Origin of the sequence: Ornithinimicrobium sp. F0845 (genome assembly GCF_023015765.1) — a bacterium.
Taxonomy (GTDB): Bacteria; Actinomycetota; Actinomycetes; order Actinomycetales; family Dermatophilaceae; genus Ornithinicoccus.
The window spans coordinates 458,125-470,578 of sequence record NZ_JALKAL010000001.1; the positions used below are offsets into that span (position 1 = coordinate 458,125).

General features: G+C 70.6%; 13 protein-coding genes, 1 tRNA gene and 1 pseudogene. 12 read left to right on the forward strand and 3 right to left on the reverse strand.

The genetic code is table 11. The features are described from left to right. Nucleotides 1–66: 66 nt before the first annotated feature. Nucleotides 67–1,095, reverse strand: a complete 1,029-nt coding sequence (locus MWU75_RS02050) for an adenosine deaminase (RefSeq protein WP_247087890.1) — start codon at nt 1,093–1,095, stop codon at nt 67–69. A 72-nt stretch (nt 1,096–1,167) separates the two neighbouring features. On the opposite strand from MWU75_RS02050, the gene MWU75_RS02055 reads away from it, so the two are divergent. The 7 genes and pseudogenes from MWU75_RS02055 (at nt 1,168) to MWU75_RS02085 (ending at nt 7,052) form a co-directional block, all read left to right on the forward strand. Next, the gene (locus MWU75_RS02055) at nt 1,168–2,073 is read left to right on the forward strand and encodes a patatin-like phospholipase family protein (protein WP_247087891.1); all 906 of its coding nucleotides are present in this window, start codon (nt 1,168–1,170) and stop codon (nt 2,071–2,073) included. A 35-nt stretch (nt 2,074–2,108) separates the two neighbouring features. Beyond that, nucleotides 2,109–2,249, forward strand: a pseudogene (locus tag MWU75_RS02060) (N-acetylmannosamine-6-phosphate 2-epimerase); the annotation flags it as partial. Next, a complete protein-coding gene (gene nagB / locus MWU75_RS02065; protein WP_247087892.1) occupies nt 2,249–3,061 on the forward strand; it encodes a glucosamine-6-phosphate deaminase in 813 nt (270 codons plus the stop codon). The pseudogene MWU75_RS02060 and the gene nagB, both read left to right, overlap by 1 nt. 551 nt (nt 3,062–3,612) lie before the next feature. Beyond that, on the forward strand, nt 3,613–4,542 hold the full coding sequence (locus MWU75_RS02070) for an ABC transporter ATP-binding protein (RefSeq protein WP_247087893.1): 930 nt from the start codon (nt 3,613–3,615) through the stop codon (nt 4,540–4,542). Next, complete coding sequence (locus MWU75_RS02075; protein WP_247087894.1) at nt 4,526–5,422, forward strand: hypothetical protein; 897 nt, start codon at nt 4,526–4,528, stop codon at nt 5,420–5,422. Before MWU75_RS02070 ends, MWU75_RS02075 begins: the two co-directional genes overlap by 17 nt. Further along, a complete protein-coding gene (locus MWU75_RS02080; protein WP_247087895.1) occupies nt 5,419–6,333 on the forward strand; it encodes an ABC transporter ATP-binding protein in 915 nt (304 codons plus the stop codon). The genes MWU75_RS02075 and MWU75_RS02080 overlap by 4 nt, the downstream gene beginning before the upstream one ends. Then, complete coding sequence (locus MWU75_RS02085) at nt 6,330–7,052, forward strand: ABC transporter permease subunit (protein WP_247087896.1); 723 nt, start codon at nt 6,330–6,332, stop codon at nt 7,050–7,052. Before MWU75_RS02080 ends, MWU75_RS02085 begins: the two co-directional genes overlap by 4 nt. A 117-nt stretch (nt 7,053–7,169) precedes the next feature. Here MWU75_RS02085 and MWU75_RS02090 read toward each other — a convergent pair whose 3' ends face one another. Next, entirely contained in the window at nt 7,170–7,910 is a 741-nt protein-coding gene (locus tag MWU75_RS02090) for a glucose 1-dehydrogenase (RefSeq protein ID WP_247087897.1), read from the reverse strand. A gap of 458 nt (nt 7,911–8,368) precedes the next feature. Further along, complete coding sequence (locus MWU75_RS02095; RefSeq protein ID WP_247087898.1) at nt 8,369–9,577, reverse strand: pyridoxal phosphate-dependent aminotransferase; 1,209 nt, start codon at nt 9,575–9,577, stop codon at nt 8,369–8,371. Between the two features lie 132 nt (nt 9,578–9,709). Here MWU75_RS02095 and MWU75_RS02100 point away from each other — a divergent pair. From MWU75_RS02100 to rplA, 5 genes are all read left to right on the forward strand, one after another. Further along, nucleotides 9,710–9,782: transfer RNA gene (locus MWU75_RS02100), tRNA-Trp, on the forward strand. Nucleotides 9,783–9,836: 54 nt separating this feature from the next. After that, nucleotides 9,837–10,085: a preprotein translocase subunit SecE gene (gene secE, locus MWU75_RS20170; protein ID WP_247087899.1), complete on the forward strand. Its 249-nt coding sequence runs from the start codon at nt 9,837–9,839 to the stop codon at nt 10,083–10,085. A gap of 82 nt (nt 10,086–10,167) precedes the next feature. Then, nucleotides 10,168–11,055 (forward strand): transcription termination/antitermination protein NusG, encoded by an 888-nt coding sequence (gene nusG, locus MWU75_RS02110; protein WP_247087900.1) that lies wholly within the window; start codon nt 10,168–10,170, stop codon nt 11,053–11,055. 128 nt (nt 11,056–11,183) lie between these two features. Then, nucleotides 11,184–11,615 (forward strand): 50S ribosomal protein L11, encoded by a 432-nt coding sequence (gene rplK / locus MWU75_RS02115; RefSeq protein WP_247087901.1) that lies wholly within the window; start codon nt 11,184–11,186, stop codon nt 11,613–11,615. Between the two features lie 73 nt (nt 11,616–11,688). Next, nucleotides 11,689–12,399: a 50S ribosomal protein L1 gene (gene rplA, locus MWU75_RS02120; RefSeq protein WP_247087902.1), complete on the forward strand. Its 711-nt coding sequence runs from the start codon at nt 11,689–11,691 to the stop codon at nt 12,397–12,399. The last annotated feature ends 55 nt before the right edge of the window (nt 12,400–12,454 follow it).

A 12,454-nucleotide genomic window follows, 5' to 3' on the forward strand; every position in this document is an offset into this window, starting at 1 on the left:
AACCACTACGGGAATGCGTGCAGGCCCGCAAGAGCACTACGAGACGCGTGCAAGGCGGGCACACCATTATGTTTCTTGGGAGAGCCAGGCGTCGACGTCGGCCAGCAGCCCGGTCCTGACCGCGTCGGGAGCCTGGCTGCCGCGGATCGAGCTGCGGGCCAGCTCGGCCAGCTCCTCGTCGGTGAGGCCGTGGTCGGCGCGGGCCGACTCGTACTGCGCGAGCAGCCGGGAGCCGAACAGCAATGGGTCGTCGGCCCCCAGAGCGATGCTGGCCCCGGCGTCGACCAGCTGCCGCAGCGGCACCTCGGACAGCTCGTCATAGACGCCGAGCGCCACATTGCTGGCGGGGCACACCTCGAGGGTGATGCCCCGGCGCACCAGCGCGTCCAGCACGGCGGGGTCCTCCGCGGACCGGACCCCGTGGCCCAGCCGGTCGGGGGTCAGGTGGTCGAGCGCGTCACGCACGTGCGAGGGTCCCAGGAGCTCACCGGCGTGCGGGACGCTGGCCAGGCCGGCCTTGGCCGCGATGTGGAAGGCCTTGCCGAATTCGGCGGTGTCGCCGCGCCGCTCGTCGTTGGAGAGCCCGAAGCCCACGACGGTGCCGGCGCCATCGCCGGCATACTGCCCGGCCAGGCGCGCCAGGGTCCGGGCGTCGAGCGGGTGGCGGATGCGGCTGGCCGCCACGATCACCCCGACCTGGGCACCCGTGTCTCGGCTGGCCGACTGGGCCTCGTCCAGGACGATCTCGATGGCGGGGGTGATGCCGCCGACGAACGGGGCGTAGGAGGTCGGGTCGACCTGGATCTCCAGCCAGCGCGAGCCCTCGGCGGCGTCGTCCTCCGCGGCCTCCCGCACGATCCGGCGCATGTCCGCCTCGTCCCGCACGCAGGCCCGCGCGGCGTCATAGAGCCGCTGGAAGCGGAACCAGCCCCGCTCGTCGGTCGCCCGCAGCCGTGGTGGCCAGTCCTCGAGCAGGGCGTGCGGCAGCCGGAGCCCGTGCTTGTCGGCCAGCTCTCGGAGCGTCGTGATCCGCATCGACCCGGTGAAGTGCAGGTGCAGGTGCGCCTTGGGCAGCGCCCGGAGGGAGCGGGACATGCAGGACTGTCTATCAGTATGTCGGGGCGCGCCGGTGCAGGAACGTGCCGGTCTGTGCTCCAGACTGGGAGCATGTTCGCCAGGCATCCCGGCCGCAGCGCCGCCCCCGAACCGGAGAGGGCCGAGGTCACCCCGGTCCTGGGGCTGGCGCTGGGTGGCGGTGGCGCCCGTGGGCTGTGCCACATCGGGGTCGTGCGGGTGCTGGAGGAGCTGGGGGTCACTCCTGACGTCGTGAGTGGGACCAGCATGGGAGGTCTGATCGGGGCGTTCATCGCCGCGGGCTACTCCGCGGAGCAGATGGCCGAGATCGCCACGGACCTGCGGTGGAGCAGGCTGATCGACTGGAGCCCACTCTCCGGCCGCCTGGTCAACACCAAGGGTCTGGAGCGGTGGATGGCCGAGCTCCTGCCTCCGACCTTCGAGGAGCTCGAGCTCCCGCTGGTGCTGACCGCCACGGACCTGAACGAGGGCCGCATCTACTACAGCCAGCACGGCGACCTGATCCGGGCGCTGCGCGCGACGACCGCCTACCCCGGCGCGCTCGAGCCGGTGCGGGCGGGCAGCGCGCGCCTGGTGGACGGCGGCCTGCTCAACCAGACCCCGGTGGACGGCGCACTCTTCCTGGGCGCCCATCGGGTGCTGGCCGTCAACGCCACGCCGCTCTCCCGGCTCGACCAGCCGGAGGACGATGCGCGTGCCCCGCGCAAGAGGGTCCGCATCGGGGCCGTCGGCGAGCTGCTGCGGGCGGTCGACGTCATGCAGTCCCAGCTGACCATGGCGCGGCTCTCGTTCTACAAGCCCGACGTGCTGCTCGACCCGCTCATCGCCGGCGTCGAGATCGCGGACTTCCACAAGGCCAAGCTCGCGATCCAGGCCGGTGAGGACGAGGCGCGCAACCACGTCGACGAGCTCAGGACGCTCCTGGGTCCGCGGCGGGCGGCCGAGCCGGAGGAGCGCAGATCAGCTCCCGGTGAGTAGCGCCCGGCGCGAGAGGTCAGGAGCTGCCCGGTCACCCGGTCGTCGCGGAGGGTCGGATCCACACCCACGCCCACGCCCGGGCCGCGCTCGAGGCGGGCGCGCACGCCGTGTGCGTGAGCACCGCGATCACCCATCCCACCTCGCTGACCCGGTGGTTCGTGGAGGCGATGCACTGATGGAGGTCGTGATCCTCGACGACGAGGAGCAGGTCGGCCGCCCAGGAGCGGACGCGGTCGCCGAGCACGTGGCGCGGGACCCTCGGGCGGTCCTCGGCCTGGCCACCGGGTCCAGCCCGCTCCGGGTCTACCGTGAGCTGGCAGCCCGGGTGGGCAGGGGAGAGCTGAGCCTGGCCGGGTGCCGGGCGTTCCTGCTGGATGAGTATGTCGGTCTGCCGGTCGAGCATCCCGAGTCCTACCGGTCGGTCATCCGGCGGGACCTCATCGACCACGTCGACCTCGACCCGGCGAGGGTGCTCGGCCCGGACGGGGGCGCGGACGACCTGGCCGCGGCGGGCGCCGACTTCGAGCGGACGATCGCCGCCGCCGGCGGGGTCGACGTGCAGCTGCTGGGCGTTGGCAGCGACGGTCACATCGCCTTCAACGAGCCGGGCTCGTCACTGGCCTCGCGCACCCGGATCAAGACCCTCACCACGCAGACCCGCCGCGACAACGCCCGCTTCTTCGGCGGGGACGTCGACGCGGTCCCGCGGCACTGCCTCACCCAGGGCATCGGCACCATCCTGCAGGCCGGGCACCTCGTCCTCGTCGCGCTCGGGACCGGCAAGGCCGAGGCCGTCCACCAGCTCGTGGAGGGACCGGTCACCGCACTCTGGCCGGCCTCGGCGCTCCAGCTGCACCCGCACGCCACCGTGCTGGTCGACGAGGCGGCAGCCACCCGACTCCTGCTGCGCGACTACTACCGCGAGACCTACCTCGGCAAGCCCGCCTGGCAGGGGTTTCTGAGGCCCCGCCCCCGCCCCGCCACCTGACCGGACCACGGGGCGACCGGACCACCAGCTGACCGGACCGCCGGGTGACCGGTCGGCGGGCCGCTTCGCTGAGCGATCGGCATACTGACCGAGTGCCCAACCCGGGGCCGGCGCCTGGCCGGTGCACGGGTTCTACCCACGATTCACACGGCCGATGAGTAGTTCCCGGACACGTGCCGGTTTCGTTGGGCTGATGCCGGTGGTTCGGCCCGCCATGGGCCTTGACGTCGGGACATCCCAGCTCTGTACGCCGAGGCCGCGCAGGAGCACCGGTCGGATGGGCTGCCCATGGTGCCGTCAACAGTGGGTCCGTTGAAGCAGTTGATGGGTAGCTGCAAAGCCGAGCCGTTCGTACATCGCTACCCGCTGCTCGGCCGGAGTGGACTGTCACCCGGACAGCCCCGGCGTGTTCCGCCTGGGCGTCGGATCCGCACAGCACGAGTCTCGCAGCCGGACGGCGTCGTGCACCTGGGCCCCGCCGTCTGGTCCCGCGCAGCGAGTCTGCGAACCTTCGCTGCATCTCGACAACCGGTGGCGGTAGGTTGTGTCCCGTGGGGATTATCGAGACACAGGGTCTCACCAAGCGCTACGGGCAGGTGACGGCCCTGGAGGGCCTGGACCTGGTCCTCGACGACGGCGTGACCGGCCTGGTCGGCGCCAACGGTGCCGGCAAGTCCACGCTCATCAAGATCCTGCTCGGACTCCTCGGCGCCACCCAGGGAACGGCACAGGTGCTCGGTCACGACATCCGTGCCGAGGGCGCCAAGATCCGGTCCCTGGTCGGCTACATGCCCGAGCACGACTGCCTCCCACCGGACGTGCGGGCCATCGACTTCGTGGTGCACATGGCCCGGATGTCCGGGCTCCCGCCGACCGCGGCCCGGGAGCGCGCCGCGGACGTCCTGCGCCACGTCGGCCTCGCCGAGGAGCGCTACCGGCTGATGGGCGGCTACTCCACCGGCATGAAGCAGCGGGCCAAGCTGGCGCAGGCCCTGGCCCACGACCCCCGGCTCGTCTTCCTGGACGAGCCAACCAACGGGCTGGATCCCGCGGCGCGCGACGACATGCTCGCGCTGGTCAGCAAGATCGGCCGCGAGTTCGGCATCTCGGTGCTGGTCACCTCCCACCTGCTGGGTGAGCTCGAGCGGGTCAGCGACCACGTCGTCGTGCTGGACGGCGGGCGGCTGCTGCGGTCCTCGGCCACCACCGAGTTCACCTCCGACACCGGGCTGCTGCTCGTCGAGGTGCTGGGCGAGGGGGACGCGCAGACCGCGATGGGGGAGCGGCTCGCCGCCCAGGGCATCGCCTGCCGGCCCCGTGGTCAGCTCATCGAGATCAACGCCCCCGGCCGGGCCGACCTGCACGACCTGGTGCGGGACACCGCCGTCGAGGTCGGGGTGGGCCTGGTCCGGCTCGCGGCCGACCACCGGCGCATCGAGGACGTCTTCCGGGAGGAGGCAGGCCATGGCCCAACCGTCTGAGGGGCGGCCGGGCGGTGTCATCCACGACATCGGTTACCGGCCCTACACCGGCCCCCGGCAGGGCACCGACGCCGCGGCCCGCTCGCTGTTCGTCGCCGGGCTGCTCAACGCCTACGGCATCGGGCGGTCCGGCAAGGCCAAGGGGCTGCCGATGACGCTGCTGGCGATGATGGTCGTCCCCGCCGCGATCATGGTGGCCGTCATGGTCACCCTGGGGCTGACCGAGGGCTTCCTGAACTACGGCACCTATCCGGTCAGCCTCATGCTGGTCATCGTCATCTTCGTCGCGGCCCAGGCGCCCGTGCTCTTCTCCCGCGACCTGCGGTCGGGGGCGATCTCCCTCTACCTCGCGCGCCCGCTCAGCGCCACGGCATACGCCCTGGTGCGGTGGGCCTCGCTGTTCGTGGCGATCCTGGTCTTCATCGGCCTGCCGGTCCTGGTGCTGTATGTCGGGGCGCTCACCGCCGAGGCCGACGTCTCCGAGCACACGGCGGACTTCCTGGCCGCGATGGTCGGCATCGTGCTGCTGTCAGCGGTCCTGGCCACCCTCTCCGGCCTCGTCGCCGCGCACACCCGGCGGCGGGGGCTGGCCGTCGGGGTCACCATCATCGCCCTGCTGGTGAGCACCGGCGTCGTGACGGCCGTGCAGGCCATCACCTCCGAGCAGGGCAACGAGACCGCCGGACGCGTCGTGGGGCTCTTCTCGCCGTTCTCGCTCGTCGACGGTGTGCAGGCCGAGCTCCTGGGCGGGCAGAGCTCCTTCCAGGTCCCGCCCGACACCGTCGGCTGGGGGCTGCTCTACTTGGTGGTCTGCCTGGCGGTCATCGGGGCCGGGCTGTGGCTGCTGGTCCGCTACTACCGGAAGCAGGCGGGCCGATGAGCGTCCTGGAGCTGGCCAACACCTCCCGCTGGTACGGCAACGTCGTCGCGGTCAACGACGTGTCCATGCGCATCGGGCCCGGCGTCACCGGACTCCTGGGCCCCAACGGCGCCGGCAAGACCACGCTCATCGCGATGATGGCCGGGTTCCTGGCCCCCTCGGCCGGGTCGGTGACCCTCGACGGCGACACGGTCTGGGCCAACGTGTCGATCTACCGCTCCATCGGCCTGGTGCCGGAGCGGGAGGCCAGCTTCGGCTACCTCTCCGGCCGTCAGTTCGTCCGGGCCAACGCCGAGCTGCACAAGCTGTCCGCGCCGGGGGAGGCCACGGAGCGCGCGCTGGGCATCGTCGAGATGGCCGAGCCCGCCGGACGGCTGATCAGCACCTACTCCAAGGGCATGCGGCAGCGCATCAAGCTGGCCGCCGCCCTCGTGCACGACCCGTCCGTGCTCCTGCTCGACGAGCCCTTCAACGGGGTCGACCCCCGCCAGCGGATGCACCTGATGGAGCTGCTGACGCGGATGGGGGCGGAGGGCCGCACGGTGCTGTTCAGCTCGCACATCCTGGAGGAGGTCGAGCAGATCGCCCGGCACATCGAGGTCGTCGTGTCCGGCCGGCACGCCGCCTCCGGCGACTTCGGCGCGATCCGGCGGCTGATGACCGACCGGCCCAACGTCTACCTGGTGCGCAGCAGCGACGACCGTCGCCTGGCGACCGTCCTCATGGCGGCCGACAGCGTCTCCGGGGTCCAGCTCGAGCCACGGGGAGGGGTGCAGGTGCAGGTGACCGACTTCGGGGAGTTCGCCGTCGCGCTGCCGCGCCTGGCCAAGGACCACCGGATCAGCCTCCGCGAGGTCACGCCCACCGACGAGTCGCTGGAGTCGGTCTTCGCCTACCTGGTGTCCGCATGAACGGCACGGTCTCCCGGTTGGCCCTCCAGTCCCTGTTCGGCCAGAAGCGGTGGTGGGTGCTGATCGCCCTGCCCCTGCTGCTGATCGGGCTGGCCGTCCTGGTGCGGGTGCTCAGCGGGGGCGAGACCGGGGGCGCCTTCGAGCCCGTCCTGGTCGTGTTCGGTCTGGGCCTAGTGCTCCCCCTGGTGTCCCTGCTGGTCACCACCGGTGTGCTGGGGCCGGAGATCGACGACGGCTCGATCGTCTACCTGCTCTCCAAGCCGATTTCGCGGTATGTCGTGGCGCTGAGCAAGCTGCTCGTCGCCGTCGCGGTGACCGTGCTCCTCGGCGCCGGCTCCATGGTCGTCGCGGGGCTGATCCTCGAACCCTCCGCACCCGGCCAGGCGCTCGCGGTGGGCGTCGGCGCGGCCGTGGCGGGCACGGCATACTGCGGTGCCTTCGTGATGCTCTCGGCGATCAGTCGCCACGCGATGGTCGTCGGACTGATCTACGTCCTGGTCTTCGAGGGGCTGCTCGCCTCGTGGCTCGCGGGGCTGCGCTACGTCAGCGTCTCGGCGTTCGGTCGCCGGATCGCAGGCGCACTGGACGACGCCCTCGAGCCGATCGCCGGCAACCTGCCGCTGGCCTACGCGTGGATCGCGAGCCTCGTGGTGCTCGTGGCGGGGTGCTACGTCGCCGGGCGCAGGCTCTCGCACTTCCAGCTCCGCGGCGAGGAGTGACCCCCCAATTTTCTCAGGGGTTTTGCTGCCCGATCCCGCATTTTCTCAGGGGTTTCGCTGATCCCGGCCACCAGCCGAGCGCGGAGCAGTGGCCGGGACCAGCAGCTCTGGGGTCACTCACCGCGCGGTGTAGCCACCGTCCACGACGAACTCCGCCCCGGTGATGAACCCGGCCTCGTCACCGGCGAGGAAGGCGATCAGGGACGCCACCTCGTCGGGGGTGCCGAGCCGGCCCATCGGCGTGGCCTCGGCCAGCATCGCGCGGTCCGTCTCGCCGAGGATCGGGGTCTCGATGAACCCCGGGTGCACGGAGTTGACCCGCACGCCCTCGGTCGCCCAGCCCAGGGCCGCGCTCTTGGACAGCAGCCGCACCGCGCCCTTGGCCGAGTGGTAGGCCGGGCCGGTGCCGAAGCCGCCGACGATGCCGAACATCGAGGAGACGTTGATCACCGAGCCGCGCCCCGAGGCCTTCAGTGCCTCCGCCGCGGCCCGCATCCCGAGGAAGACGCTGGTCTGGGTGACCGCGACGACCTTGTCCCAGGTCTGCGTCGTGGTGGCCTCGATGGGCTGGTCGTCGCCGATGCCTGCGTTGTTGACCAGGATGTCGAGCCCGCCGTGGTCGGCCAGGGTCTGCTCGACGACGGCGGTCCAGTTCGCCTCGTCGGCCACATCGAGGTGGGAGTATGTCGCCCGCCCACCGGCGGCGGTCACCTCACGGACGACCTCGGTCCCGAGCTCGTCCTGGACGTCGGCCACCACGACTGTGCACCCCTCGCGGGCGAGCTGCAGGACGGTGGCCCTCCCGATCCCGCTGGAGCCCCCCGAGACGATCGCGACCCTGCCCTCGAACCGTGCCATGACTGCCTCCCGTCCTCGTGCCGGACATGCACCGGCTCCGCAGGTGCGGACGTTGACGCCCGCACCACCTCCAGTATCTACTACAAGACGTAGGAGTGGCGAGTTCTCGGGGTATGCCGTTGGTCACGTGGAGCGTGCCGTTGGTCCCGTGGAGCGTGCGGCTGCTCACGTGGAGCGTGCCGTAGCTCACGTGGAGAGGGACTGCGTGGGGTTCAGTCCCTCTGGTGGACACAACCCCACGCAGTTGGTCACGTGCAGCGGGACTGCGTGGGGTTCAGTCCCTCTGGTGGACACAACCCCACGCACAGAGGCACCCTCCCGGCGGGTCCTGGCCCCGACCGTGACGGTCTGATCCCGCCCCCTACCGGGACGGTCTGGTCCTGGCCCGACCGTGACGGGTCGAGCAAGCCCCTATGACCATGCGGGGCAGTTCCGAAACCCCTCTGAAGACGGGGGCCTCAGGCCAGGAGGTCCTGGATCCGCCCGACGCCCTCGGCGAGGTCGTTGTCGCCCAGGGCGTAGGACAGGCGCAGGTAGCCCGACGGCCCGAACGCCTCGCCGGGCACGACCGCCACCTCGACCTCGTCGAGGATCAGCTCGGCCAGCTCGGCGGAGGTCTGCGGGGTGCGGCCCCGGATGGTGCGGCCGAGCACCCCGGCGACGCTCGGGTAGGCGTAGAAGGCGCCCTGCGGCGTCGGGCAGGTCACGCCGTCGATCTCGTTGAGCATCGAGACCATCGTCTGCCGGCGCCGGTCGAAGGCGGTGCGCATCTCGTCGACCGCCTCCAGCGACCCCTGCAGCGCCGCGATCGCGGCCCGCTGGGAGACGTTGGCGACATTCGAGGTCGCGTGCGACTGCAGGTTGGTCGCGGCCTTGACCACGTCCTTCGGGCCGATCATCCAGCCCACGCGCCACCCGGTCATCGCATAGGTCTTGGCGACCCCGTTGAGGACGACGCAGGTCTCGGCCAGCTCGGGGACCGCGACGGGCATCGAGGGCGCGGTGGCGCCGTCATAGAGCAGGTGCTCGTAGATCTCGTCGGTCACCACCCAGAGGCCGTGCTCGAGGGCCCACCGCCCGATGGCCTCGACCTGCTCGGGGGAGTAGACGGCGCCCGTCGGGTTGGAGGGCGAGCAGAACAACAGCACCTTGGTGCGGTCGGTGCGCGCGGCCTCGAGCTGGTCCACGGTCACCAGGTAGCCCTGGTCGTCACCGGCGAAGACGTCGACCGGCACGCCGCCGGCCAGCCGGATCGCCTCCGGGTAGGTCGTCCAGTACGGCGTCGGCAGCAGCACCTCGTCGCCCGGGTCGAGCAGCGTGGCGAAGGTGTTGTAGACCGCCTGCTTGCCGCCGTTGGTGACCAGGACGTTGGCCGGCTCCACGGCATACTGGCTGTCACGCTGCGTCTTGGCGACGATCGCGGCCTTGAGGTCGGGCAACCCGCCGGCCGGGGAGTAGCGGTGGTTGGCCGGGTCCTGCGCCGCGGCCACCGCGGCGGCGACGATGTAGTCGGGCGTGGGGAAGTCCGGCTCCCCGGCGCCGAAGCCGATCACCGGGCGTCCCTGCGCCTTGAGCGCCTTGGCCTTGGCGTCGACGGCCAGGGTGGCGGACTCGGCGATGGAGCCGATGCGGGCGGAGATGCGGGGCGTCTGGGTGCTCTCGGTCACCGTGCCATTGAACCACCGCTGGAGATCCGTCGGATGGCTGGTTAGCACCGGCCCGTCTGATCGCGTAGACTTGCTCCTCGGATGTTGACGCATCCCATGCTGGAGCCTGCCCACCGGGCCCCGGCGCCATCTAGGGCACTAGCTCAATTGGTAGAGCACTGGTCTCCAAAACCAGGGGTTGGGGGTTCGAGTCCCTCGTGCCCTGCGCGACGCGACCGCGCTGGTCGCTGCCGACAACGAAGTGTGAGAAAGGTAGTCCGTGTCTGAGACAAGCGCCCGTGACACCAAGGGTGTCGACCGTGGCCACAGCCAGGCCGGAGCGCCGCCCCGTCCCAGCACCTACGTGGCCCAGGTCATGGCCGAGCTGCGCAAGGTGCACCGGCCGACGCAGCGTGAGCTGATCGTCTACACGATCGTCGTGCTCGTCTTCGTGCTGATCGTGATGGGCTACGTCGTGGGTCTGGACCAGATCTTCACGAGAGTGGTCGACTTCGTCTTCGGCGGCTGACCCACCCGGTCCAGCCCCGTGGTCGCCCGAGACCACCGGCCGCCAGCGCGGCCACCCGCCCGACAGTAGTGAGGAAGTAGTCATGTCCGAGCAGTGGACGAACGCCGAGGACCCCGAGGTCGACGAGACCGCCACGACCCTCGGTGCGCAGGACGGTGCCCAGGAGTATGCCGAGGAGCCGGTCCAGGACGACGCCGCCGGTGAGGCGCCGGTCGAGTCCCAGGAGACCGACGAGGCAGAGGCGCAGGCTCCTGCTGAGGACGCCGCTCCCGACGCGGATGACGCGCCCGCCGACGAAGCCACTGCCGCCGACGACGGGCCCGCCGCCGATGACGCTCCCGCCGAGGACCCGATGGTGGAGTTCCGGAACACGCTGCAGTCCCAGTTCGGTGACTGGTACGTCATCCACTCCTACGCCGGCTACGAGAACCGCGTGAAGGTCAACCTCGAGACCCGCGCCACGAGCCTCAACATGGAGGACTACATCTTCCAGGTCGAGGTCCCGATGGAGGAGGTCACCGAGATCAAGTCCGGTGTCCGCAAGCAGGTCCGCCGCGTGCGGATGCCCGGCTACGTGCTGGTCCGGATGGATCTCACCGACGAGTCGTGGGGCGCCGTCCGGCACACCCCGGGCGTGACCGGCTTCGTCGGCAACGCCCACCAGCCGGTGCCGCTGAGCATCGACGAGGTCATCACCATGCTCGCCCCCGTCTTCGACACCCCCGAGACCGGCGAGGCCGCCGGTGAGGGCACCACCAAGGGTGCCGCTGCCCCGGCCGCGAGGACCTCGCCCGCCGAGGTCGACTTCGAGGTCGGCGAGTCCGTCACCGTCATGGAGGGCCCGTTCGAGACCCTGCCGGCCACGATCTCGGAGATCATCCCCGAGAGCCAGAAGCTCAAGGTGCTGGTCTCCATCTTCGGCCGGGAGACCCCGGTCGAGCTCTCGTTCAACCAGGTCGCCAAGATCTGAACGGACGAGATCTGCACGGACAGGAGCGGACGTCGTCCGCACACTGAACCCGCCGAGGACGCCCGTCCTCGGCACTGCAACCGGGTCATCGCCCGTAGGCGTGGGCCCACAACACGAAAAGGAACAGCATGCCCCCCAAGAAGAAGGTCTCCGGCTTCATCAAGCTGCAGATCCAGGCCGGTGCGGCCACCCCGGCTCCGCCGGTCGGTCCCGCGCTGGGTCAGCACGGCGTCAACATCATGGAGTTCGTCAAGGCCTACAACGCCGCGACGGAGTCCCAGCGTGGCAACGTCATCCCGGTCGAGATCACGGTCTACGAGGACCGCTCGTTCACCTTCATCACCAAGACCCCGCCGGCTGCCGAGCTGATCAAGAAGGCCGCGGGTGTCGCCAAGGGTTCCGGTGAGCCGCACAAGACCAAGGTCGCCAAGCTGACCAAGGACCAGGTGCGCGAGATCGCCGAGACCAAGATGGCCGACCTCAACGCCAACGACATCGACCAGGCCGCCAAGATCATCGCCGGCACCGCCCGGTCCATGGGCATCACCGTCGAGGCCTGAGCCCCGACCCTCACGTGGCAGGACCAGCGCTGGTCCGCAACACCACAACTCCACCCCTTTCCAAGGAGCAGACATGAAGCGCAGCAAGGCCTACACCGCCGCCGCTGAGAAGATCGCGGACGGCAAGTTCTACACCCCCGTCGAGGCCATCGCCCTGGCCAAGGAGACCTCGACCACGAAGTACGACGCGACCGTCGAGGTCGCCCTGCGGCTGGGCGTCGACCCGCGCAAGGCCGACCAGCTGGTCCGCGGCACCGTCAACCTGCCAAACGGCACCGGCAAGACCGCGCGTGTCCTGGTCTTCGCCAACGGTGACAAGGCCGAGGCCGCCCGCGAGGCCGGCGCGGACTACGTCGGCTCGGACGAGCTGCTGGAGAAGGTTGCCGGCGGCTGGCTCGACTTCGACGCGGTCGTCGCCACCCCGGACCTGATGGGCAAGGTCGGTCGACTGGGCAAGGTGCTCGGCCCCCGCGGCCTGATGCCGAACCCGAAGACCGGCACCGTCACCATGGACACCGCCAAGGCCGTGAACGACATCAAGGGCGGCAAGATCGAGTTCCGCGTCGACAAGCACGCCAACCTGCACTTCATCATCGGCAAGACCTCGTTCGACGCCGACAAGCTGGTGCAGAACTACAGCGCCGCCATCGACGAGGTGCTGCGCCTGAAGCCGGCCTCCTCCAAGGGCCGCTACGTCACCAAGGCGACCGTGAGCACCACGATGGGCCCGGGCATCCCGGTCGACCCCGCGCGCGTCGGCAGCGTGGTCGCTGCCACCGAGTGATCTGAGCAGTATGCCGAGGGCCCGGTGAGCGATTCGCTCGCCGGGCCCTCGGTCT